The 23,486-nt window shown below is 74.2% G+C and carries 21 protein-coding genes; 9 read left to right on the forward strand and 12 right to left on the reverse strand.

What is annotated here, in order from left to right; genetic code table 11:
• Window positions 1–145: 145 nt before the first annotated feature.
• Both J2S46_RS09900 and J2S46_RS09905 read right to left on the reverse strand, forming a co-directional pair.
• Complete coding sequence (locus tag J2S46_RS09900) at window positions 146–838, reverse strand: formylglycine-generating enzyme family protein (RefSeq protein ID WP_229913192.1); 693 nt, start codon at window positions 836–838, stop codon at window positions 146–148.
• A 91-nt stretch (window positions 839–929) separates the two neighbouring features.
• Window positions 930–1,304: a DUF4180 domain-containing protein gene (locus tag J2S46_RS09905; RefSeq protein WP_191293046.1), complete on the reverse strand. Its 375-nt coding sequence runs from the start codon at window positions 1,302–1,304 to the stop codon at window positions 930–932.
• Between the two features lie 251 nt (window positions 1,305–1,555).
• On the opposite strand from J2S46_RS09905, the gene J2S46_RS09910 reads away from it, so the two are divergent.
• Window positions 1,556–2,347 (forward strand): arylamine N-acetyltransferase family protein, encoded by a 792-nt coding sequence (locus tag J2S46_RS09910; RefSeq protein ID WP_191293045.1) that lies wholly within the window; start codon window positions 1,556–1,558, stop codon window positions 2,345–2,347.
• 83 nt (window positions 2,348–2,430) lie between these two features.
• On the opposite strand, the gene J2S46_RS09915 is transcribed toward J2S46_RS09910, so the two are convergent.
• Window positions 2,431–4,368, reverse strand: coding sequence for a glycoside hydrolase family 3 protein (locus tag J2S46_RS09915; protein ID WP_370882180.1), 1,938 nt, complete (start codon window positions 4,366–4,368; stop codon window positions 2,431–2,433).
• Between the two features lie 334 nt (window positions 4,369–4,702).
• Here J2S46_RS09915 and J2S46_RS09920 point away from each other — a divergent pair, with 334 nt between their 5' ends.
• Entirely contained in the window at window positions 4,703–5,434 is a 732-nt protein-coding gene (locus J2S46_RS09920; RefSeq protein ID WP_191293044.1) for a TetR family transcriptional regulator, read from the forward strand.
• Window positions 5,435–5,540: 106 nt separating this feature from the next.
• Window positions 5,541–6,833: a methyltransferase gene (locus J2S46_RS09925; protein ID WP_191293043.1), complete on the forward strand. Its 1,293-nt coding sequence runs from the start codon at window positions 5,541–5,543 to the stop codon at window positions 6,831–6,833.
• On the opposite strand, the gene J2S46_RS09930 is transcribed toward J2S46_RS09925, so the two are convergent.
• From J2S46_RS09930 to J2S46_RS09940, 3 genes are all read right to left on the reverse strand, one after another.
• A complete protein-coding gene (locus tag J2S46_RS09930; protein WP_191293042.1) occupies window positions 6,823–7,008 on the reverse strand; it encodes a hypothetical protein in 186 nt (61 codons plus the stop codon). The genes J2S46_RS09925 and J2S46_RS09930 overlap by 11 nt on opposite strands.
• Window positions 7,009–7,070: 62 nt before the next feature.
• Window positions 7,071–8,453: an FAD-dependent oxidoreductase gene (locus tag J2S46_RS09935; protein ID WP_191293041.1), complete on the reverse strand. Its 1,383-nt coding sequence runs from the start codon at window positions 8,451–8,453 to the stop codon at window positions 7,071–7,073.
• Between the two features lie 353 nt (window positions 8,454–8,806).
• Window positions 8,807–9,349, reverse strand: a complete 543-nt coding sequence (locus tag J2S46_RS09940; protein WP_191293040.1) for a carboxymuconolactone decarboxylase family protein — start codon at window positions 9,347–9,349, stop codon at window positions 8,807–8,809.
• A gap of 522 nt (window positions 9,350–9,871) precedes the next feature.
• Between J2S46_RS09940 and J2S46_RS09945 the strand changes: the two genes are divergently transcribed.
• The 5 genes from J2S46_RS09945 (at window position 9,872) to J2S46_RS09965 (ending at window position 14,190) form a co-directional block, all read left to right on the forward strand.
• Window positions 9,872–10,933: an isopenicillin N synthase family dioxygenase gene (locus J2S46_RS09945; RefSeq protein WP_191293039.1), complete on the forward strand. Its 1,062-nt coding sequence runs from the start codon at window positions 9,872–9,874 to the stop codon at window positions 10,931–10,933.
• 34 nt (window positions 10,934–10,967) lie between these two features.
• Entirely contained in the window at window positions 10,968–11,387 is a 420-nt protein-coding gene (locus J2S46_RS09950; RefSeq protein ID WP_191293038.1) for a YchJ family protein, read from the forward strand.
• 214 nt (window positions 11,388–11,601) lie between these two features.
• Window positions 11,602–11,994, forward strand: coding sequence for a YciI family protein (locus tag J2S46_RS09955; protein WP_229913195.1), 393 nt, complete (start codon window positions 11,602–11,604; stop codon window positions 11,992–11,994).
• Window positions 11,995–12,060: 66 nt separating this feature from the next.
• Entirely contained in the window at window positions 12,061–13,347 is a 1,287-nt protein-coding gene (locus tag J2S46_RS09960) for an RNA polymerase sigma factor (protein WP_191293080.1), read from the forward strand.
• Window positions 13,348–13,428: 81 nt separating this feature from the next.
• The gene (locus tag J2S46_RS09965) at window positions 13,429–14,190 is read left to right on the forward strand and encodes a class I SAM-dependent methyltransferase (RefSeq protein WP_191293036.1); all 762 of its coding nucleotides are present in this window, start codon (window positions 13,429–13,431) and stop codon (window positions 14,188–14,190) included.
• A 71-nt stretch (window positions 14,191–14,261) separates the two neighbouring features.
• Here the strand turns inward: J2S46_RS09965 and J2S46_RS09970 are convergent, their stop codons facing one another.
• From J2S46_RS09970 to J2S46_RS09980, 3 genes are all read right to left on the reverse strand, one after another.
• Window positions 14,262–15,035, reverse strand: a complete 774-nt coding sequence (locus tag J2S46_RS09970) for an aminotransferase class IV family protein (protein ID WP_191293035.1) — start codon at window positions 15,033–15,035, stop codon at window positions 14,262–14,264.
• Window positions 15,036–15,102: 67 nt separating this feature from the next.
• Window positions 15,103–16,392, reverse strand: coding sequence for a YhgE/Pip domain-containing protein (locus J2S46_RS09975; protein ID WP_191293034.1), 1,290 nt, complete (start codon window positions 16,390–16,392; stop codon window positions 15,103–15,105).
• Between the two features lie 201 nt (window positions 16,393–16,593).
• Window positions 16,594–17,358, reverse strand: coding sequence for a hypothetical protein (locus J2S46_RS09980; protein ID WP_191293033.1), 765 nt, complete (start codon window positions 17,356–17,358; stop codon window positions 16,594–16,596).
• A 601-nt stretch (window positions 17,359–17,959) separates the two neighbouring features.
• Here J2S46_RS09980 and J2S46_RS09985 point away from each other — a divergent pair.
• Window positions 17,960–18,781, forward strand: a complete 822-nt coding sequence (locus J2S46_RS09985) for a MerR family transcriptional regulator (protein ID WP_191293032.1) — start codon at window positions 17,960–17,962, stop codon at window positions 18,779–18,781.
• A 109-nt stretch (window positions 18,782–18,890) separates the two neighbouring features.
• Here the strand turns inward: J2S46_RS09985 and J2S46_RS09990 are convergent, their stop codons facing one another.
• From J2S46_RS09990 to J2S46_RS10000, 3 genes are read right to left on the reverse strand one after another with little or no spacing between them, the layout of a single operon-like run.
• On the reverse strand, window positions 18,891–21,059 hold the full coding sequence (locus tag J2S46_RS09990) for a 3-hydroxyacyl-CoA dehydrogenase NAD-binding domain-containing protein (protein WP_191293031.1): 2,169 nt from the start codon (window positions 21,057–21,059) through the stop codon (window positions 18,891–18,893).
• A 19-nt stretch (window positions 21,060–21,078) separates the two neighbouring features.
• The gene (locus tag J2S46_RS09995) at window positions 21,079–22,293 is read right to left on the reverse strand and encodes an acetyl-CoA C-acetyltransferase (protein ID WP_073925765.1); all 1,215 of its coding nucleotides are present in this window, start codon (window positions 22,291–22,293) and stop codon (window positions 21,079–21,081) included.
• 23 nt (window positions 22,294–22,316) lie between these two features.
• Complete coding sequence (locus J2S46_RS10000) at window positions 22,317–23,459, reverse strand: acyl-CoA dehydrogenase family protein (protein ID WP_191293030.1); 1,143 nt, start codon at window positions 23,457–23,459, stop codon at window positions 22,317–22,319.
• Window positions 23,460–23,486: the final 27 nt, after the last annotated feature.

Here is a 23,486-nt window from a genome sequence, read left to right on the forward strand (position 1 = left end):
GCGATTCTAGCCAGCGCGCCCGGGTGCCTCTCCGGCCGGGCCGTCCCGGGGCCGGACGGCGGTGCCCTGGCCCGCAGGGTTGGGGCACGGAGCTACCGGGTTCGGAACAACCGGGTCCAGGGCGACCGCGTCCGGAGATCCGGGCTCAGAGCGACCGGGCGAGCCTGAACCCGAGGTCGTCGATCCGCAGCGTGGGGTGGCTCTTGCGGCGGCACGACGCCCGGCAGGAGCGGGGCTTGTCGTAGGCGCCGCCGCCGCGGAACACCCGGTACGCGCCGTAGACCCGGGGGTCGTAGAGGTCCCAGCACCACTCCCAGACGTTGCCGATCATGTCGTGCAGGCCCCAGGCGTTCGGCTCCCGGGTGGCGACCTCGTGCACCGCGCCGCCGGAGTTCCCGTCGTACCAGGCGGTGGCGTCCAGTTCGCCGGGCCGGACGCCGGTACTCCCGGCCCGGCAGGCGTACTCCCACTCCGCCTCGGACGGCAGGCGGTAGCCGTCGGCCCGCCGATCGCAGCGCACGTCCTGCGCGTCGGGGTCCTCGCCCTCCGTGTAGCAGGGCCGGAGTCCGGCCTGCCGGGAGAGCAGGTTGCAGAAGCGGACGGCATCCTGCCAGGAGACCTCCGTCACCGGCGTCCGCGGGCCCGCCGCGCTCCCGGGCGCCCGGCCCAGCACGGACGCGTACAGCTCGCGGGTCACCGGGTACGGGGCCAGCCGGAAGGCGTCGACCGGGGCCGTCCATTCGGTCAGCGTGCCCTCGTCCCGCAGGACGATCTCGCCGGCGGGCAGCGCGATCATGGTCTCGGCGTCGACCGGGTGGGTCGTCGGACCGGGGCTCATCGCGGCCTCCTCCTGGGGTCGTCGTGCGATGGACGCGGGCCTGCCGGGAAGGCCGGGCAGGCGCCCCGGGGCCTCCCCGCCGGCCCTGCCGTCAGCGTGCGGGCGCCAGCTTCTCGTCGAGTTCGGCGTGGTCCGCCACGAACCACACCTGGTTCCCCCGGTTGGCCTCGCGCACGAAGTCGCGCATCGCGTCGCTCCGGGCGACGTGGGCGGAGATGTCCCCGACGACGACCAGCCGGAGCCGGTAGTTGACGAACTTCTGCACGACCTCCCCGGCCAGCCCGGAGCGCAGCGAGAAGAACTCCTCCGCGAGCCGCTCCACCGGGAGGGCCACCACCTCGGCCTGACATCCCATGGCCTCGCCGATCAGGTCGAGGGCCGAGCTGCCGTCGTCGAGCGTCGGGCCGTCCTGGCCGAGGCGGAGGACGGAAACCCCGTGCGTTTCCACGAGTTCCTGGGATGTCATGGGCCGATCCTACAGACCCGGCCGGTGGTCTCCCCGGTCTGCCCGGGGCATCCGGGCAGGAGTGGAGAACGGCTGACAGTCCCTCACCTTCCTTGCGGCGAGCAGCGGGTGCCCAGGTGCGGCCGGACTCCCCGGTGACGCGTCGCCGGGGGCCCGGCGGCCGGGCCGGCGGACGGTTGGGGATCATGGTCCGGTGCCGGTGCACCCGGAAGCCGGCCGAAGGACCCGGACCAAGGGGATTGGAGCTGTCGATGGACGAGTCTCAGGTTGAGGCCTACCTGGCCAGGATCGGGGCGGAGCGGCCGGCGCGGGTGGACGTGGAATCGCTGCGGGTGCTGCAGCGGGCCCATCTGGGGGCGGTCCCGTTCGAGAATCTCAGCATCCATCTCGGCGAGCCGGTGAAGCTGACCGAGGAGGCGCTGCTGGCCAAGGTGGTCGACCGGCGCCGGGGCGGCTTCTGCTACGAACTGAACGGCGCCTTCGCCGCGTTGCTCACCGCCCTCGGCCACCGGGTGACCCTGCTCGGGGCCCGGGTGTTCTTCGCCGAGCGGCTGGGGCCGCCGATGGACCACCTGGCCCTGCGGGTCGACCTGGACGAGCCGTGGCTGGTGGACGTCGGGTTCGGCCGCTTCAGTCAGGCCCCGCTGCGGCTGGACGAGCGCGGCGACCAGCAGGACACCGCGGGCGTGTTCCGCCTGTCGGAGCACGGGGAGGACCTCGATGTCCTGCAGGACGGATCCTTGCAGTACCGGCTGGAGCCGCGCGGGTACGCGCTGGCGGACTTCGGGCCGACCTGCTGGTGGCAGACCACCTCGCCCGAGTCGCCCTTCACCAAGGGGTTGACCTGCTCGCTGCCGACCGGGGACGGCCGGATCACGCTCAGCGGCACCCGGCTGATCCGGACGGCCGGCGAGGAGCGCACGGAGACCGACCTCGACGAGCGCGAGGCGCTGGAGGCGTACCGGACGTGGTTCGGCATCACACTGGACCGGCTGCCCGTGGCGCCGGTCGCCCCGGCGGCCCCGGCGGCCCCGGCGGGCTGACTCCCGCACCGGCGCCCCCGGGGGACGGCTCCCCCGGGCGCGCCGGTCCGGCCGGGCCCCGAGCCGGGGCCCGGTCCGGGTCGTCAGCGCCGGGTGGTCAGGCCGAACCCGTAGGCGAACAGCGGGTCGTACTGCTTGTCGCCGACGTTGATCGGCTCCTGGGCCTCGCTGCGCGGCCAGCTGACCGGGAGCTTCCCGGTGAACGGCCGCTTGCCGAAGAGCACGTCGGAGACCCCCGCGCCCTCGCTGCCGGGCAGCCAGGACATCACGAAGGCGTCGGTCCTGGGCAGTTCGTCGGTGACGATCTGCGGGCGGCCCGCCACGTCGAGGACGACGCAGGTCCGGATCGCGCCGCAGACCCGGTCGATGACGGCCCGGTCGGCGGCCGAGATCTCCAGCGTGTGGCCGTTGCCGACGTCGCCGACCCCCTCGGCGTACGGGGTCTCGCCGATCACCACCACGCCGACGTCGTAGCCGTCGGTCGGCGCCGAGGCGTCCGCGCTGTAGGTGGTCCGCGCCGCGTTCTGCCGGATGCCCTGGAGGATCGTGGTGCCGGGGATGGTGGCGCCGGACCGCCCCTGCCAGGTCACCGTCCAGCCGCCGGCCTGGTTGCCGATGTCGTCCGCGTTGGCGCCGGCGACGTAGATCCGCTGGGAGGGCCTCAGCGGCAGCGCGTGGCCGTCGTTCTTCAGCAGCACCTGCGACTCGGCGACGGCCCGGCGGGCCACCGCCCGGTGGGCGGGCGAGCCGATCGCGGCCGCGCCCGAGCGGTCGGTGTACGGGTGCTCGAAGAGCCCCAGCCGGAACTTGGCGCGCAGGATCCGGCGGACGGCGTCGTCGATCCGGGCGGTGGTGACCCGCCCGGCCCGCACCTCGGCCAGCAGGGTCCGCTCGAAGGTGTCGGCGCTGTACGGCTCCATGAACATGTCGAGCCCGGCGTTGACGGCGGTCCGCACCTGGGTGGGGTAGTCGCCGGGCAGCTGGTGGACGGCGTCCCAGTCGCTGATCAGGAAGCCGTCGAAGCCGATCTTCTCCTTGAGGACGTCGGTCAGCAGCTCCTTGTCGGCGCTCATCTTGACCGGGTTGCCGATGCCGTCCTCGGTCCAGTCCACGCTGGAGTACGAGGGCATGATGCTGCCCACGCCGTGCTCCCGGACGGCCGCGACGTAGGGGGCGAGGTCGATCGTCCGGAAGTGCTCGCGGTCGGTGATCGTCACGCCCTGGTCGAGCTTGTACCCGCCGTTGGTGGAGCTGCCGTAGGCGGTGTCGCCGTCCCCGGCGAAGTGCTTGGCGGTGGCCAGCACCCGGTCGGGGCGGGCGAGGTCCCGGGGGTTGTCGCCCTGGAGGCCGTCGATCGCGGTCTCCATCCGGGTGACCAAGGCCGGGTCCTCGCCGTAGCTCTCGTAGGTACGGCCCCAGCGGTCGTCGCGGGCGACGCAGACGCAGGGCGCGAAGACCCACTGCGGGCCGGTCGCCCGGGTCTCGGCGGCCGTGATCCGGGCGGCCTCCCGGACGAGGTCCGGGTCACGGGTCGCGCCGAGGCCGATGTTGTGCGGGAAGACGGTGGCGCCGACCAGGTTGTTGTCGCCGTGCACCGAGTCGATGCCGTAGAGCAGCGGGATGTGCAGCCGGGTGTCGAGGGCGCGCTTCTGGTAGCCGTCGATCATGTCCGCCCAGGCCTGCGGCGTGTTCGGGGTGGGGGTCGAGCCGCCTCCGGAGAGCAGCGAGCCGAGCGCCAGGCTGGTGATCCGGCTCTGGTCCGACTCGACGGAGTTGCGTTCGGCCTGGGTCATCTGGCCGATCTTCTCCTCGACGGTCATCCGGCCGAGGAGGTCCCTGACCCGCTGCTCCACCGGCAGTCGCGGGTTGAGGTAGCTGGTGGCTTCCTGGCCGGCCGGTGCGGCCTGGGCCGCGGTGACGGGCGTCGCGCCGACGGCCAGAGCCGTGGCGGCGAGCAGCGCGCCGCCCAGCAGGGTCCGGCGGCGGGCGCGGCCGGTCGTGCCGTTGGGGTGGGGTTTCACCGGTGTCTCTCCGTCTCGAAGGGGTGCCACGAACGGGGTGGGACCGCGTGCCGCGAGCTGGGTGCGGCGAACGGGGTGCGGGCTGCGAGCAGCGGACCGGAGCCCGAGGGAGCTGACCTGACGGCATGCCAGGAACGGGTGCGGCGGCCCGCACGCCGACCGGACGGGCCCTGACGCCGTGTCCGGCCGGGTGCGACGGCTGACATGAAATCAGACCTACCGACCACTTGGTAAGTATCGTGCGCGGGCTTTTTTCAGGACATGACATATCCGGCCGCCGGAGGCTCAGGATCGGCCCCCGGGCCGGTGCGGCCGGGCCCGTAGACTTCGCCCGGTGACACCCAGAAGCACGAACGAGGCCACCGGCGGCGGCCCGGCGCCCGCGACCGCCGCCCGCCGGGCCGCCGGGGCGCAGCGGCGCGAGGAGATCCTGCGGATCGCCGTCGAGACCTTCGCCACCCGCGGCTACCACAACGCCTCGCTGGCCGAGATCGCCGAGCGGGCCGGCCTGACCCAGGCCGGGCTGCTGCACCACTTCCGCTCCAAGACGGCGCTGCTGAGCGGTGTCCTGGAGCTCCGGGACACCTCGGAGATCGAGCAGCTGGGCCCGGAGCGTCCGCGCGGCACGGCCTTCCTGGACCACCTGGTGGAGACCGTCCGGCTGAACTCCACCCGGGAGGGCATCGTGCGGCTGTACGCGGTGCTGTCCGCCGAGAGCGTCACCGAGGGGCACCCGGCGCAGCAGTTCTTCCGGGACCGCTACGACGGCCTGCGGGCGCTGGTCGCCGAGGCGCTGCGCGAGGCCTGCGAGCTGGGCGAGGCGGACCCGGCGCTCGACGTCGAGGGCGTGGCCAGCGCCGTCGTCGCCGTGATGGACGGCCTCCAGGTGCAGTGGCTGCTCGCACCCCGGTCCGTCGACATGGCGGCGGTGACCCGGAGGGTGCTCTCGGCGCTGCTGGCCGACCTGCGGCTGCCGGCCGCCGGACCGGCCGGGGACGCCTCCGCCGGACCGGACGGGAACGGGCCCACCGGGAACGGACCGGACGACACGTCCGGGACGGGCTGATCCGGCGCCGGGCGGGCGCGGGCCGGCCGGCACCGGCCGCCGGCGGGCGCCCCCGCCTGCGGTGATGACCGGGCCCGCTCAGCGCCTCGGATAGCCTGGGTCGACCATGAACCGTCTGACCACATCGTGGGGCGAGTACGACCTCACCCGCTTCCCCGAGGACCCGCGCGACCAGCTCCGTGCCTGGGACGCCGCCGACGAGTACCTGCTGCGGCACCTCGACGGCACCGCCGTCACCGCCGCCGCTCCGAGCGCCGGCGCGGCGCCGGTCACCGGGGCGGCCCCGGGCCCGGGGGCCCCGGCCGAGCAGCCCGCGGCCCGCCCGGTCGACCTGCGCGGCACCGTCGTGGTGCTGGGCGACCGCTGGGGTGCCCTGGTCACCGCGCTCGCCGGGCGGGTGGAGCCCGGGGCGACCCGGCTCGTCCAGATCAGCGACTCCTACCTCGGCCAGCAGGCCACCCTCGCCAACCTGGCCCGCAACGGCTCCGGCGACGCGGACCGGCCCGGCGGGACCGGCGGGACCGGCGCCGTCGAGCTGCTCTCCACCCGGGACGCGCCGCCGGAGCGGATCGACGTCCTGCTGGTCCGGGTCCCCAAGAGCCTGGCGCTCCTGGAGGACCAGCTGCACCGGCTGGCCCCCGGCGTGCATGCCGGCACCGTGGTGGTCGGTACCGGCATGGTCACCGAGATCCACACCTCCACGCTGAAGCTGTTCGAACGGATCCTCGGCCACACCCGCACCTCGCTGGCGGCGAAGAAGGCCCGGCTGATCTTCTGCGTGCCCGACCCGGCGATCCCCCGCACGCCCGGCCCCTGGCCGCACAGCTACCAGCTGCCCGAGGACATCGGTGTGGCGGGCGGGCGCACGGTGGTCAACCACGCCGGCATCTTCTGCGCCGAGCGGCTCGACATCGGCACCCGGTTCCTGCTGCGCCACCTGCCGGAGCGGCGCGGCCCCGAGCGGGTCGTCGACCTGGGCTGCGGCAACGGCGTGGTCGGCACGGCGGCGGCGCTGGCCAACCCCGAGGCCGAGGTGCTCTTCGTGGACGAGTCGCACCAGGCGGTGGCCTCGGCGCGGGCCACCTACCGGGCGAACACCGACCCGGCCACGCACGCCGGCGCCGAGTTCCTCACCGGCGACGGCCTGGCGGGCGTGCCGGCCGGCTCGGTGGACCTGGTGCTGAACAACCCGCCGTTCCACACCCATCAGGCCACCACCGAGGCGACCTCCCGGCGGATGTTCACCGGCGCCCGGGACGCCCTGCGGCCCGGCGGTGAACTCTGGGTGATCGGCAACCGGCACCTGGGCTACCACGTGAAGCTGCGCCGGCTGTTCGGCAACTGCGAGGTCGTCAGCAGCGATCCGAAGTTCGTCATCCTACGGGCCGTCAGGAACTGAACTCCCGGAGCCCGCGCGGCCGGACGTGCACGCCCGGCAGGCGCTGGGCGCGGGGGTGCTGGCCGACCTGCCGGGCGAAGACCCGGCCGTGCTGGAGGAGGTCTTCGGCCCGCTGCTCACGGTGCAGCGGGCCGAAGACCGTCACCGCCCGGCTGGGGCGGCCTCTCTGACGCACCGTCAGCCCCGCCGCCGGACGGAACGGTGCCGGGGCCGGTGACGCTGCCGACCCGGGGCCGGTCAGGCCCCGGCCGGGCCGTCCTGCGGCTCGCTCGCGCGGAGCATCTCCTCGCGCTCGACGACCTTGATCCGCTCGCGGCCCTCGCGCTCGCCGAGCGCGCGCTCGTGGGCGTCCAGGCGGTGCCAGCCCTCCCAGGTGGTGTACCGGACGCCGCGGCCCTCCAGGAAGGCCGTGACGGCGTCCTCGGCGGGGGTCTCGGGGGCGCGCAGCCGGCCGTTCTTGAAGTCGTCGACCAGGCAGGCGACCGTCTCGTTGGCGTCGCCCTTGGTGTGGCCGATCAGGCCGACCGGGCCGCGCTTGATCCAGCCGGTGACGTAGGTGGACGGCAGGTGGGTGCCGTTCTCGACCACCCGGCCGGCCTCGTGCGGGACCGTTCCCGAGAGGGTGTCGAAGGGCAGCTTGGGCAGTTCGGCGGAGCGGTAGCCGACGGCGCGGTAGGCGGCCTGGACGTCCCAGTCGCGGAACCGGCCGGTGCCCTTCACGTTGCCGGTGCCGTCCAGCTCGGTGCGCTCGGTGCGCAGCCCGACGACCCTGCCGTCCTCGCCGAGCACCTCGACCGGCGACTCGAAGAAGTGCAGGAACAGCTTGTGCGGCCGGTCGCCGATGTCGCGGATGGCCCAGTTCTCCAGGGTGGAGGCGACCATGTCGGCCTGCTTGTTGCCCCGGCGGGTGGCGATGCTGCCGTCGTCGTAGTCGATGTCCTCGGGGTCGACGATGACCTCGATGTTCGGGGAGTGGTCGAGTTCGCGCAGCTCCATCGGGCTGAACTTGGCCTGGGCGGGGCCGCGGCGGCCGAAGACGTGCACCTCGACGGCCTTGTTGGCGGCCAGCCCCCGGTGGACGTTGGCGGGGATCTCGGTGGGGAGCAGCTCGTCGGCGGTCTTGGCCAGGATCCGGGCCACGTCCAGGGCGACGTTGCCGACACCGAGCACGGCGACCTTCTCGGCGTCCAGCGGCCAGTCACGCGGCACGTCGGGGTGGCCGTCGTACCAGGAGACGAAGTCGGCGGCGCCGTAGGAGCCGTCCAGCTCGATGCCGGGGACGGTGAGGTCGCGGTCGGCGTCGGCGCCGGTGGAGAAGATCAGCGCGTCGTAGAACTGGTGCAGCTCGTCCAGGCCGATGTCGCCGGGGTAGTCGACGTTGCCGAAGAGGCGGATCTGCGGCTTGTCCAGCACCTGGTGCAGCGCGGTGATGATGCCCTTGATCCGCGGGTGGTCCGGGGCGACGCCGTACCGGATCAGGCCGAAGGGCGCGGGCATCCGCTCGTAGAGGTCGATCGACACACCCGGGTCCTGGGCCACGTCGGACTTCATCAGCGCGTCCGCGGCGTAGATCCCGGCGGGGCCGGCTCCGACGATGGCCACACGTATGGGACGGGGCATGGGGGTGTTCCTCCGACTGGCAGGGCGGGCGAGCGGGCGGGCGACGGATCCGGGCGGGCCGGGCGGCCCGGTGCTGCAGGGACCACGATTTCCCGGACGGCGCCCGTCCGGTAGACGTGCTGAACCTATGGACCCATAGTCCGGGCCTATGCCCGGACCCGCGCTCTTGTTAGGACACCCTTACACAATCCGCGGCCGAATGGTGAGCCGCCCCCGCCCGAACGGCCCGCCCGACCGCCCCGCCACGAACGGCCGGACGGCGCCCGGGTACCCGGGCGCCGTCCGGCCGTCCTCGCCATCGGCCCCTACCACCGGCGGCCCGGTGCTCGACCGGCCCGCCGAGCGGTGCGCGGTCAGCGGGCCGCCGGGGCGTAGCCGCGTGTGACGATCCGCTCCGCGCCCTCCTCGTAGTAGCCCGGGTCGGCCGGCAGCTCGGTGTCCAGGCAGGTCACGTAGCGGTTGTACAGGCAGAACGCCGCGGCGATCAGCACCGTGTCGTGGATCTGGTCGTCGTCGGCGCCGGCCGCCCGGGCCTGCGCCACCAGCTCCGGCGGCAGCGCCCGGACCGGCCCCCGGACGGCGCCGGCGATCCGCAGCAGCGCCCGCAGCCGCGGCGTCACGGGTGCCTCGTCGAGCCCGTGCAGCACCGCCTTCACCAGCTCCGGGCCGCCGTCGAGCTGCGCGGCGGCGAAGGCGCTGTGGGATCCCGAGCAGAACTCCGTCTCGTTGAGTTCCGAGGTGTACGCGGCGATCAGCTCCCGCTCGCCGCGGCTCAGCGACGACGGGCTGCGCAGCAGCGTCTCGGCGAGCTGGTTCAGCGGGGCGGCGGTGTCGGGGCGCTGGGCCATCAGGCCGCTGATGCCCGGGAGACCGTTGGTGATGCTGATGTGGGGCATGACTGTTCTCTCCGCGGGGTCGACCGGACGGACGGACGGTCCATGCTGGGGTCACCTGCGGGCGCCCCCCTACTCCCAGGTTGCCCTCTTCGCCCCTCCGTGGCCCTCCTCGCCCCCCGCCGGCCGCGCGCCCGGCTTCTTGACGAACCGTCCGGGCTCGCGGAGCCTGGCGTTGAGAATCCACCCGGTGCGGGGAGGATCGGCGATGGACGGACTCGGGGCGGGCCATTCCCGTCCGGTGGCGTGGCGTACCCCACAACAGGCTGCTCGCCCGCCGCCGATCGGGTGATCTAGGCTGGACGACGTGCTCATACTCGTCAGCCGTCGCCACGTGGACCTGCTCCGCGTCACGAGCATGTCCTGTCGACGCTCCGGCTGACCCTCCCCCCACCCTCACCGCGCGGCCCCCCGGGGGCCCGCATCCCCCCTTCCGGCCCCGCGGCCCCCGCCCTACCCGGCGCGGCTTCGGCGTCCCCGGTCACCACCGGGCCCGGCCGGGACGAGACACAGCGGATGTCACCCATGACGCAGCAGGCACCCACCCCTCCCACCGGCTCCACCCCCGACGGCCGTCCCGCCGCGGGACTGCCGGTGATCGACCTCTCGCTCGCCGCCGGCGACGCGGACGACCGCACCCGGCTGCACGACGACCTGCGGGCCGCCGCCACCGAGGTCGGCTTCTTCCAGCTCACCGGCCACGGGATCACCGCCGAGGAGACCGCGGCGCTGACCGACGCGATGCGGGCCTTCTTCGCCCTCCCCGAGGCCGACCGGCTGGCCGTGAGCAACCTGAACTCCCCGCACTTCCGCGGCTACACCCGCACCGGGGACGAGCGCACCGGCGGCAGCCAGGACTGGCGCGACCAGCTGGACATCGGCGCCGAGCTGCCGCCGCACGTCCCCGCCCCCGGCGAGCCGCCGTACTGGTGGCTGGAGGGCCCGAACCAGTGGCCGCAGGCCCTGCCCGGGCTGCGCACCGCCGCCCTGAACTGGATCGACCGGCTCAGCGCGGTCGCCGAGCGGCTGCTGCACGAGCTGCTGGCCTCGATCGGCGCGCCGGCCGACTTCTACGACTACGCCTTCGCCGGCCACCCGCACCTGCGGCTGAAGCTGGTGCGCTACCCCGGCACCGCCCCCGACGGCGCCGGCCAGGGCGTCGGCGCGCACAAGGACTACGGCTTCATCACCCTGCTGCTGCAGGACAGCGTCGGCGGCCTCCAGGTGGAGCGTGCCGACGGGTCCTTCCTGGAGGTGCCGCCCATGGAGGGGGCCTTCGTGGTCAACCTCGGTGAGCTGCTGGAGGTCGCCACCGACGGGTACCTCAAGGCCACCAACCACCGGGTGGTGAGCCCGTCCGGCGCCCGCGAACGGTTCTCCGTCCCGTTCTTCTACAACCCGCGCCTGGACGCCCACATCGAACCGCTGGACTTCCCGCTCGCCCACCACGCGCCGGGCGCCACCCAGGACCCGGGCAACCCGCTCTTCGCCGACTTCGGCCGTAACGAGCTGAAGGGCTACCTGCGGGCGCACCCGGAGGTGACCCGCCGGCACCACGCCGACCTGCTGGAGAGCGGCTCGCGGTAGATCCCGGGCGGGTGGGCGGCCCTAGGCTGGCCCCATGTCACGACGAAAGCCGCCGCCCGCCCTCTCCCCCGCCGCCGCCTGCCCGTGCGGCCTGTCCGCCACCTACGGTGACTGCTGCGGCCGGTTCCACCGGGGCGAGGCCGCCGCGCCCACCGCCGAGCGGCTGATGCGCTCGCGGTACAGCGCCTTCGTCGTCCGGGACGAGGCGTACCTGCTGCGCTCCTGGCACCCGCAGACCCGGCCGGCCGCGGTGGACTTCGACCCCGGGCTGCGCTGGCAGCGGCTGGAGGTCCACGCCACCACCGAGGGCGGGCCGTTCCACCGTGAGGGCACGGTCGACTTCAGTGCCCACTTCACCGACGACGGGACCCCGGACGTGCTGCGCGAGCACAGCCGCTTCGTCCGGGTGGACGGCGCCTGGGTGTACCTCGACGCCCTGCCGACGGGCCCCTGATCCCGCCGGCCTCGGCCCCGCCCGGCCGCCGGACCCGGGACGCCCCCGGTCCGGCGGGCGGGTGCCGGTGCGCCCCCGCCCGCCCGAGTTCCAGGGGCGCTAAATTCTTTTCGCGGCATCCCGCCGGGGACGTCGAAAGCGCGGGGCCGGCTTCGACCTGTCCGTGAAAGCGCCCCACCGGGCGCACCGATCAGAGGAGCAGGCCGTGAAGTACATGCTGTTGATGCAGTTCAGCCGGGAGAGCGCCGATTTCGCGCCGATCGACAGCTGGACCCAGGAGGAGCTCCGGGCGCACATCGGCTTCATGCGGGACACCAACGTGAAGCTGGCCGGGTCCGGCGAGCTGGTGGACGCCCAGGGCCTGGCCATGCCGGACACCGCCAAGATCGTCCGCTCGCGGGCGGACGGCGCCCCGGTGGTGACCGAGGGGCCGTTCGCCGAGACCAAGGAGTTCCTGGCCGGCTGGTGGATCGTGGACTGCGAGGAGCCTGGACGGGCGGTGGAGATCGCCACGGCCATCTCGGCGGCCCCCGGTCCGAAGGGCGAGCCGCTGAACATGCCGATCGAGGTCCGCCAGGTGATGTCCGGCCCGCCGTCGGACCTGTGACGGGAGCGCACCTGTGACGGCGACCGTGGACGCCGCCGGGGACCGGGCCGTGGGCGGAGCCGTCCGCTGACCCGCTCCGGGGACACCGTCAACGACCTGCTGCGCGAACTCGCGCCGCAGGTCGTCGGCGTGCTCACCCGCCGCCACGGCGACTTCTACGCCGCCGAGGACGCCGTCCAGGAGGCGATGCTGGCGGCCGCCGCCCAGTGGCCCGCGGAGGGCGTGCCGGGCAGCCCGCGGGGCTGGCTGATCCAGGTCGCCTCCCGCCGGATGGTCGACCAGGTGCGCAACGAGCAGGCGCGCCGCCGCCGCGAGGACCTCTCCGCCCGGCAGGTCCCGGCCGACCGGTTGGCGGCCCCGCCCGCCGACGAGGAGGACCCGGCCGGCCACGACGACACGCTGACCCTGCTCTTCCTCTGCTGCCACCCCTCGCTCTCGCCGGCCTCGGCGATCGCCCTCACCCTGCGGTCGGTGGGCGGGCTGAGCACCGCCGAGATCGCGGACGCCTTCCTGGTGCCGGAGTCGACCATGGGGCAGCGGATCAGCCGGGCCAAGCAGCGGATCCGGGCCTCCGGACTGCCGTTCCGGATGCCGGACCGGCAGGACCGCCCGGGCCGGCTGGACACCGTGCTGCACGTGCTCTACCTGATCTTCAACGAGGGCTACAGCAGCAGCGCCGGCCCCGACCTGCAGCGGGTGGAGCTGTCCCGCGAGGCGATCCGGCTGGCCCGGGCGCTGCACGCCCTGCTCCCCGAGGACGGCGAGGTGGCGGGGCTGCTCGCGCTGATGCTGCTCACCCACGCCCGCAGCGCCGCCCGGACCGGCCCGGACGGCGAACTCGTCCCGCTCGCCGAGCAGGACCGCACCCGCTGGGACGCGGCCCTGGTCGCCGAGGGCGTCGCGCTGATCACCGCCGCCCTGCCGCGCGGCCCGGTCGGCCCGTACCGGTTGCAGGCGGCGATCGCCGCCGTGCACGACGAGGCACCGACCGCCGACGCGACCGACTGGCCGCAGATCCTCGCCCTGTACGGGGTGCTGGAGAGCGTCTCGGCCAACCCCGTGGTCACCCTCAACCGCGCGGTCGCCGCGTCGATGGTGCACGGCCCGGCCGCCGCGCTCGGCATCCTGGCGGAGCTGGAGGCGGACGGGCGGCTGGCGGGCCACCACCGCCTGTACGTGGTCCGCGCGCACCTGCTGGAGCAGGCCGGCGACCCGGCCGGCGCCGTCGAGAACCTCCGGACGGCGGCCGACCGCACGGCCAGCCTGGCGGAGCGGCACCACCTCACCCTGCGGGCCGCCCGGCTCGCGGCCGAGGCTCCTCCCCCGCCGGCGGACGGCCCGCCCGGGCCCTGACCGCCGGCTCCGCCCGGGCCACCCGGGCCCGCCGCCGAAATTCCGTTGCCCGGCGTACCCGCACACCCCGACAATTCGGATATGTCACATTCCTTCGAAGAGCTGGTCGGGGAGGCCGAGGCCGTCCCGGTGGACGGCTGGGACTTCTCCTGGCTGGACGGCCGCGCCAGCGAACAGCGCCCCTCCTGGGGGTACCAGCGGACGATCGGCGAGCGGCTGGCCCGGGTGCACGCCGCGCTGGACCTGCAGACCGGCGGCGGCGAGGTGCTGGCCGGCGTCCCCGAGCTGCCACCCGTGATGGTGGCGACCGAGGGCTGGCCGCCGAACGTCGCCCTGGCGACGCGGCTGCTGCACCCGCTCGGCGCGGTGGTGGTCGCCGACGCGGAGGAGGGCCCGCTGCCGTTCGCCGCGGAGGCCTTCGACCTGGTCACCAGCCGGCACCCGGTGACCGTCCGGTGGGCGGAGATCGCCCGGGTGCTCCGCCCCGGCGGCAGCTACCTCGCCCAGCACGTCGGCCCGGCCAGCGTCTTCGAACTCGTCGAGTACTTCCTCGGCCCGCAGCCCGAGGCGGTCCGCCGGGGCCGCCACCCCGACGACGCCCGCCGGGAGGCCGCGGCGGCCGGGCTGGAGGTCGTCGACCTGCGCCTCGAATCGCTGCACACCGAGTTCCGGGACATCGGGGCGGTGGTCTACTTCCTGCGCAAGGTGATCTGGATGGTGCCCGGCTTCACCGTCGAGCGCCACCGGGACCGCCTGCTGGAGCTGCACCGGCGGATCGAGGCCGAGGGGCCCTTCACGGCGAGCACCACCCGGTACCTGATCGAGGCCCGCAAGCCCGCCTGAGCCGCGGCCCTGCGGGAGCCCGTCCGGTGCGGGCCGCCGGCCGCAGGCGCGCGGCCCGGCGCGCGGCGCCGCTACAGCCGGTCGCCCGGGAGGTCCAGGTACGTGCGCCGCAGCAGGTCGATCACCGGGTGGCTGCCCGGCAGCGCCAGCCCGTCGACGGCGGAGATCGCCTGGACCCCGATCGCGACGTTGGTGGCGAAGGCCGCCTCGAAACCCGCCAGGTCACCGAGCCGGACCGGCTCCGTCACGCTGCCGTGCACCTGCTTCAGCAGCTCCATCGTGGTGCCCACCAGGCACCGGGCGGCCGGCCAGAGGACCTGCCCGTCCCGGACGAAACCGACGTTCCAGGTGCCGCCCTCGGAGACGGCCGACTCGGCGTCGGCGAACAGGGCGTCGTCGAAACCGGCCAGCTGGGCCGCCCTGCGCTGCCGGAGCGAGGCGAAGAGGCCGACGCTCTTGATCTCCGGCGCGTCCCGGACGAACTCCACCGACCGGACCCGCAGCGGCGGCAGCGGCAGCACGCCGGCCGGCCGGGTGGTCACCAGCACCTGCGGGCGGCCGCCCGCACCCAGCCGGCCGATGTCCAGCGCCGGGTCGAAGACGGTGACCCGCACCACCCCGGCGCCGGCGGCGGGCGCCGCGCGCCGGGCCAGCTCGCGGACCCGCCCGGTGTCCAGCTCGACGCCGAAGACCGCCCGGCAGTCCCGGGCCAGCCGCTCCAGGTGCAGCGCCAGCCCACGGACCCGGCCGTCCTCCACCCGCATCGAGGTGAAGTGGCCGTAGTTGGTCAGGGCCAGCGCCTGCAGTTCGTCCGCCCCGACGGGCCTGCCGTTGAGTTCCGCCATGCGCCCAGCATGCCAGCCGCCGCCCGGCGCCCCGGAGGGGTACCCGGGGGACGGCCCGCCCGGCCGCTCAACTCGACTCGGGGTGCACCCGGTGCAGGCCACGGCGGTCGTAGTAGGTGGTCATCGCGAAGCCGAAGACGAGCGCGGCGACCGTCGCGATCGCGATCATCACCCAGGCCCGGGCCAGCCCGGCGTCGGCCTGCGCCCCGAAGTACAGGATCGACCGGACGCCGTCGCTCAGCTGGCGCATCGGCTCGAAGACCGCCAGCCCGCGGTAGAAGGTCGGCAGCGCCTGCAGCGGGATGGTGGCCCCGGAGGAGGGCAGCGAGAGCGCGATGAAGATGAACATGGCGATCAGCTGCCCGATCCCGCCGAACGCCGCGAGCAGCGCCTGGACCCCGAGCCCCACCGCGGCACTGGCACAGACCGAGAACACCCAGAGCAGCGGCAGGTGCGAGGCGTCCATGTCCAGGATCACCACCGTCGCGAGCATCACCAGGCTGGACGTCACCATCGCCAGTACGGCGGACATCACGCTGGTGACCGCCAGGGTCCCGGTGCGGCTGATCCGGACCAGCGGCAGCTGGGTGCGCAGCGGCCCCAGCTCGCTGGCCGCGTACCCCAGCGAGACGTCCACGCCGTTGCTGATGATGTTGGCCCCGAGGAACCCGCAGAGCACCAGCAGCAGGGTGTAGTAGAACGCGGTCAGCCCCAGCCCGCTGTGCGGGCCGATCGGGTGGCCCACCTCGACCACCACCGCCAGCGGGTCGGACACCAGCAGCCGGGCCGCGTTGGTCGCCGTGCCGCCCTGGGCCGCCGGCAGCGCGCTCAGGCTCGCGCCCAGTTGCAGGGAGGCCCGGTGCGCGGCCTCCTGGGAGATGGACGAGGCCAGCGAGGACGCCAGGCTGCCCACCCCGGGATTGGTGAGGACGAGCATGCTCGGCCGGGCCGGCTCCGGCTGGGCCGCGGCGCCGAGCGCCGCCACCGCGGCGGTGAGGCCGGCCGGCGCCTCCAGGACGCCGTACAGCTTGCCCGAGGCCAGTTGGTCCGTCGCGGCGGCCTTGTCGAGCGGCCGCCAGGAGACCTGCTGGTTCGGGTCCGGCGCGGCGAGGACGCCGGCGGTGATCCGCGCGCCGAGGTTCTCCTGCTGCCCGCCCAGCTGGGCCCCCTGGTCGGAGTTGACCAGGCCGATCGGCAGCCGGTGCAGATCCGCGCGCGGATTGACGATGCCGCCCATGTAGAGCAGGGAGAGCAGCAGTGCGACCGCCCCGACGATGATCGTCGGCAGCGCCCAGACCTTGGGGTTGCGCAGCACCTGCCAGGCGCTCACCCCGGCCCCGGACTGGTTCGAAGTCATGGCTCTCCCGCGAGCGTCGGTCGGGCGGCCCCCGCAGCAAGTTAGCCGCTCACGGCCGTGCGACCCCGGCGCCTCGCCCGTGTGCGCCCCCGGTGGGACCCGGTCGGCGGTGCCGCGGCGGCGGGGCGCGCGCCGGGGGCGGGCCCGGGCCGGGGGCAGGCCCGGGCCGGCGTACCGGACCGGGCCCGCCGGGCGGGAGCCTCAGGCCTTGCCCTTGAGCCCCGTCGCCAGCTGGCCGGCCAGCTTGGTCGCGGTGGCCGTCCCCTTGTCGGTGCCGCTGCTCGCCAGCACCGTCACCACGGCGGTGCCCACCCGGGCCGCCACCAGGGTGGTGCCGCCCTTCCAGGCGGGGCTGGTCAGGGTGATCACGTAGGCCTCGTCGCCGACGGCGGGCAGCGCCTTCTCGGCGACCGTCACCTTGCCGTTGGTCTGCGGGTCGGTGTAGCCGGGGCAGGCCAGCGAGAGCTTGCCGAGCGCCCCGACGACCGTCTGGGCGGTCTTGTCGCGGTACACGTCGATCTCCTGGGCCGACTCGGCCGAGGCGTTCTTGTCGATGTAGGCGTTCTCGGCGAAGGAGACCCCGGCGATGCCGGTGATCTCCGTCCAGGACGTCCCGCCGAGCCGGGTGCAGTCCGGCGTGGGCACCTCGGTGACGGCCGGGAGCTGGTAGGTGTCGCCGGTGTCGCGGGTGCTGGCGGCGTCGATCGCGAAACCGGTGGCGAAGGCGGTGGCGGGGGCCAGCAGGGCCTTGAGCTGCGTACCGGTCAGCAGGCCGGCGTTGGGGTCGGCGGCGGCCGGGGCCGCGGACGGCGTGGCGGACGGCGCCGCGGCCGGGGTCGCCGGGGCGGCCGCGGTGGTGGCCGGCGCGGGGGCGGCGGCCTGCGGGGTGCTGGAGGAGCAGGCGGTCAGCGCCAGCGGGAGCACCGCGACGGCAAGGAGTCCGGCGGCAGGGGTGTGGAGACGCACGATGGGGCCCGACCTCGATGTTCGAATTTCACGCGCACCGGATCGTCCGGGCGCTCTGGGGGGTGTCCGCCGTCCGATCGGGGACGCCGGCGCTGCCGGACGCGTCACCTGCCGGCCCGGCCGCCGGCCGCTCGTAGCCGGGAGCAGCGTGGTGGCGCTGGCGGCGGGCGGAGCGGGGAGGCGGTGAGGGCAGGCCGGGGGTACGGGCCGGAGCGGGCGGGGCGGCGGGCGTCGGGGGACGCCGGCCAAGATCGGCGGAAGGACTCGCGCATCCCATCGGGTAACCACGGGTAGGGCAAGGCCCGGGCGGAAGTCTTTGCCGGGACATGTGAAATGTTTGCCGAAACCCCTGCGGACGGAGCGTTTCAGGCGTATAAGCAAGGACGCCCCGCCGTTCGGCGCCCCCCGGCAGCGGCCCGGCGCCGGCCGTCCGGCAGAACCGCCGGCCGGCCTCCGGACCGGGGCCGGGCGGGGACCGCGGCAGGACCGGACCGGACGCGGACAGACCGGCTACGGGCGGTGTCACACTGCTACTGTCACAGCGAGAGTGTTCCGACCGGTTCCCGCCGACAGGTTCCCCGAGCAGCAAAGGCGCCGAGCCATGACAGCCACGCCCGCCACGCCCGGCCTGTCCGGAAGCCCGACCGGGGCCGTGTCCGCACCGGCCGCCCCCGGCACCCCGGGCACGCCCCCGCTGCGGCTCACCGTCGACGAGCTGGCCGCGCGGGCCGGGGTCACCGTCCGGACCCTGCGCTTCTACAGCACCAAGGGGCTGCTGCCGCCGCCGGAACTGGGCCCGCGCCGGGTCGGTCTGTACGGGGTCGCGCACCTGGACCGGCTGGAGCTGATCGAGGAGCTGCAGCGACAGGGCCTCACCCTCGCCGCGATCGAGCGCTACCTGGCCCGGCTGCCCGAGGACATCAGCTCGCTCGACCTCGCGATCCACCGCGCGCTGGTGGCGTCCTGGATGCCGGAGACCGCCGAGGAGACCGGGCGGGCCCGGCTGGAGCGCCGGGCCGGGCGGGCGCTGTCGGACACCGACATCGCCCGGCTGGCCGCGATGGGGGCGCTGGAGCGGACGGCCCACCCCGACGTGTTCCGGGTCGACCCCGGTCTGCTCCCGCTGGGCGTGCGGGTGCTGGACGTGCCGATCCCGCTGGAGACCCTGGTGGCGGCCCGGGCCGTGGTGCTCGGCCACAGCCGGGCGACGGCGCACGAGCTGCACCGGCTGTTCCGCGAGACGGTCTGGAAGCCGTACCGGGAGAGCGGCCCGGCGCCGGCCGAGCTGGAGCGGATGAAGGGGCTCACCGACCACATCCAGCCGATGATCGCGCAGGCGCTGGTGACGGCGTTCCAGCGTTCGCTGCGCGAGGAGCTCGGCGAGGACCTGGGCGACCGGACCGACGGGCCCGCCGAAGGCTGACCCGGCCACTCGGCCACCGCGTCACCAACCACCAGCCCCCGGCCCGTCGACGCCGGACGGCGCCGCGGGCGGGTCTCCCCGCGCGCGGCGCCGTCCGGACGGATCGGGCTCAGTCCGCGAAACGGCCGCCCTCGGCCGCCAGCCGCTCCAGCAGCGCCGGCGGCTCGAACCGCTCGCCGTACGCCGCCGCCAGCTCCCTGGCCCGGGCGGTGAATCCGGGCAGGCCGCCCCGGTAGCCGTTGATGTACTGGAGCACACCGCCGGTCCACGCGGGGAACCCGATCCCGAGGATCGAGCCGACGTTGGCGTCCGCGACCGAGGTCAGCACGTTCTCCTCCAGGCAGCGGACGGAGTCCAGTGCCTCGGCGAAGAGCATCCGCTCCTTCATGTCCTCGAACGGGATCTGCGCCTCGGCGCCCCCGGTGAAGTGCTCGCGCAGGCCGGGCCAGAGCCGGACCCGGCGGCCGTCCTCGTACCCGTAGAAGCCGGCGCCGCCGCTGCGGCCGGGGCGGCCGAACTCGTCGAGCATCCGGTCCATCACCACGTCGCCGGGGTGCTCGGTCCAGGTGCCGCCGGCCTCCTCGACGGCCCGCCGGGCCTCGCCGCGGATCTTGCGCGGCAGGGTGAGGGTGAGCTCGTCCAGCAGCGAGAGCACCTTGGCCGGGTAGCCGGCCTGGGCGGCGGCCTGCTCCACCGAGACCGGGTCGACGCCCTCGCCCACCATGGCGACGCCCTCGTTGATGAACTGCCCGATCACCCGCGAGGTGAAGAAGCCGCGCGAGTCGTTGACCACGATCGGCGTCTTGCCGATCAGGCGGACCAGGTCGAAGGCGCGGGCCAGCGCCTCGGCGCCGGTCTCCGGGCCGCTGATGATCTCCACCAGCGGCATCTTGTCGACCGGCGAGAAGAAGTGCAGGCCGATGAAGTCCGCCCGGCGCTCCACGCCCTCGGCGAGCAGGCCGATCGGCAGGGTGGAGGTGTTGGAGCAGAGCAGCGCGTCCGGCGCCACGACCTGCTGGACCTCCTGGAAGACCTTGTGCTTCAGCTCCGGGTTCTCGAACACCGCCTCGATCACCACGTCGCAACCCGCCAGGTCGGCGGCGTCGGCGGTCGGCGTGATCCGGGCCAGCAGCTCCGCCCGCTGCGCCTCGGTGGAGCGGCCGCGCGCCACGGCCTTGTCCAGCAGCCCGGCGGAGTAGGCCTTCCCGCGTTCGGCCGCCTCCGGGGTGACGTCCTTGAGCAGCACCTCGACGCCGGCCTTGGCGCAGGAGTACGCGATGCCCGCGCCCATCATGCCCGCGCCCAGCACCGCCACCTTGCGGACCTCGCGCGGCGCCACGCCCTTGGGGCGGCCCGCACCGGAGTTGACGGCCTGCATGTCGAAGAAGAAGGCCTGGATCATGTTCTTCGAGATCTGGCCGCAGGCCAGCTCGGTGAAGTACCGGGCCTCGATCACCATCGCGGTGTCGACGTCGACCTGGGCGCCCTCGACCGCGGCGGCCAGGATGTTGCGCGGGGCCGGGTAGTCCGCGCCGGCCAGCTGCTTGCGCAGGTTGGCCGGGAAGGCCGGCAGGTTGGCGGCGAAGGCGGGGGTGCTCGGGGTGCCGCCGGGGATCCGGTGACCCTTGACGTCCCAAGGCTGGACGGCCTCCGGGTTGGCGGCCACGAAGGCGTGCGCCTTCTCCAGCATCTCCTCGCGGGTGGAGGCCAGTTCGTGCACCAGGCCGTTCTCCAGGGCCTGCGCCGGGCGGTACTGCCTGCCCTGCAGCAGGACCTTGAGCAGCGCGTCGGTGATGCCCATCATCCGCACCGTGCGCACCACGCCGCCACCGCCGGGCAGCAGCCCCAGGGTGACCTCGGGCAGCCCGATCCTGCTGCCGGGCGCGTCCAGCGCGATCCGGTGGTGGCAGGCCAGCGCGATCTCCAGCCCGCCGCCGAGCGCCGCGCCGTTGATGGCGGCGACCACCGGCCGACCGAGGGTCTCCAGGGTGCGCAGGGCGCGTTTGATCCGCATCGAGTTGGCGAAGACCTGGTCGGCGCTCTCCGGCGTCGCCGCGGAGATCAGCCGCAGGTCGCCGCCGGCGAAGAAGGTCTTCTTCGCGGAGGTGACGATCACCCCGCGCAGGCCCTCGGTGGCCTTCAGCCGCTCGACCGTCGCCTCCAGGGCGTCGGTGAAGCCGGCGTTCATGGTGTTGGCGGACTGGGCGGGGTCGTCGAGGACGAGGGTGACCACACCGTCCTGGTCCTGCTCCCAGCGGATGGCAGTCGTGTTGCTCATGAGGTGGAGGTCTCCCGTTTCAGATGCGCTCGATGACGGTGGCGACGCCCATACCGCCGCCGACGCAGAGGGTGGCCAGGCCGTAGCGCAGGTCGCGGCGCTCCAGCTCGTCGATCAGGGTGCCGATCAGCATCGCGCCGGTCGCGCCCAGCGGGTGCCCGAGGGCGATCGCGCCGCCGTTGACGTTCACCTGGTCGTGCCGGAAGCCGAGTTCGCGGATGAAGCGGAGCGCCACGGCGGCGAAGGCCTCGTTGATCTCGACCAGGTCGATGTCGTCGGCGGTCAGGCCGGCCTTCGCGAGGGCCTTGCGGGTGGCGGGGGCCGGCCCGGTCAGCATGATGGTCGGCTCGGAGCCGGACACCGCGGCGGACACGATCCGGGCCCGCGGGCGCAGCCCGTACCGCTCGCCGATCTCGCGGGAGCCGATCGCGACCAGGGCCGCGCCGTCCACGATGCCGGAGGAGTTGCCGGCGTGGTGGACGTGGTCGATGGACTCGACCCAGTGGTACTTCTGCAGGGCGACGGCGTCGAAACCGCCGGCCTCGCCGATGCCGGCGAAGGAGGGCTTGAGGCCCGCCAGGGTCTCCACCGTGGTGCCGGGGCGGATGAACTCGTCGCGGTCCAGCACGACCAGGCCGTTGACGTCCTTGACCGGGACGACCGAGCGGTCGAAGTACCCGTCCGCCTGGGCCTTGGCGGCGCGGGCCTGGGACTCGGCGGCGAAGGCGTCCACGTCGGTGCGGGACAGGCCCTCGATGGTCGCGATCAGATCGGCGCCGATGCCCTGCGGGACGAAGCCGGTCCGGTAGCTCGTCATCGGGTCCATCGCCCAGGCGCCGCCGTCGGAGCCCATCTTGACCCGGGACATCGACTCGACGCCGCCGGCCAGGATGAGGTCCTCCCAGCCGGAACGGACCTTGGCCGCCGCCAGGTTGACGGCCTCCAGGCCGGAGGCGCAGAAGCGGTTCTCCTGGACGCCCGCGACGGTGTCCGGCAGTCCGGCCGCGATGGCGGCGATCCGGGCGATGTCGGAGCCCTGGTCGCCGATCGGGCTGACCACGCCGAGCACGATGTCGTCGATCGCGGCCGGGTCCAGCCCGGGGAACCGGGCCTGCAGTTCGTGGATCAGGCCGACCACGAGGTCGATCGGCTTGGTGCCGTGCAGCGAGCCGTTCGCCTTGCCCCGGCCTCGCGGGGTGCGGACAGCGTCGTAGACGTACGCTTCGGTGGTCACGGTGGGTGCCTTTCCGGGAGGGTCTAGCCGAGGAGGGAGCGGCCGACGATCTCTTTCATGATCTCGGTGGTGCCGCCGTAGATGGTCTGGATCCGGCCGTCGGTGAACGCCTTCGCCACCGGGTACTCGGCCATGTAGCCGTATCCGCCGTGCAGTTGGAGGCAGCGGTCGGCGGTGCGCTTCTGCAGTTCGGTGGCCCACCACTTGGCCATCGAGGCGTCCACCGGGGTGAGCGCCCAGCGGTTGTGCTCGGTGATGCAGCGGTCCACGAAGGCGCGGGTGACCGCGCACTCGGTGGCCAGCTCGGCGATCTCGAAGCGGACGTGCTGCAGCTTGGCGAGCGGCCGGCCGAAGGCCTCGCGCTGCTTGACGTACTCGGTGGTGATCTCGACCAGGTGCTCGGCCCCGGCGATCGCCGACACCGCGATGGCCAGCCGCTCCTGGGCGAGGTTGCGCATCAGCGAGACGAAGGCGCCGTTCTCCTCCCCCAGCAGGTTGGCCTTCGGCACCCGGACGTCGTTGAAGAACAACTCGGCGGTGTCCTGGGCCTTCTGGCCGATCTTGTCGAGGTTGCGGCCGCGCTCGAAGCCGGGCATCCCGCGCTCGACCACCAGCAGGCTCAGCCCGTGCGCGCCGCCCTCCGGGGTGGTGCGGGCGACCACCACGACCAGGTCGGCGATGATGCCGTTGGAGATGAAGGTCTTGGACCCGTTGAGCAGGTAGTGGTCGCCCTGGTCGACGGCGTGCGTCCGGATGCCCTGGAGGTCCGACCCGGCGCCGGGTTCGGTCATCGCCACGGCGGTGACGAGCTCGCCGCTGCAGAAGCCGGGCAGCCAGCGGCGCTTCTGCTCCTCGTTCCCCAGCGAGGTGAGGTACGGGCCGATGATGTCGTTGTGCAGGCCGAGCGCCAGGCCGGAGGCGCCGGCCCGGGTGAACTCCTCGGCCAGGACGGCGCTGTAGCGGAAGTCGGCGCTGCCCCCGCCGCCGTACTCCTCGGGGACGGCCAGGCCCAGCAGGCCCTGCGCGCCGGCGGCCGTCCACGCGGAGCGGTCGACGATGCCGGCCCGCTCCCAGCGGTCGTGGTGCGGGAGCACCTCCTTGGCGAGGAAGGCCCGGACGGTCTCCCGGAAGGCCTCGTGCTCCTCGGTGTAGATGTCTCGCTGCACTGCGGTGTCCTCTCGGGGCGGTCGGAG

This window comes from Kitasatospora herbaricolor (genome assembly GCF_030813695.1).
Lineage (GTDB): Bacteria > Actinomycetota > Actinomycetes > Streptomycetales > Streptomycetaceae > Kitasatospora > Kitasatospora herbaricolor.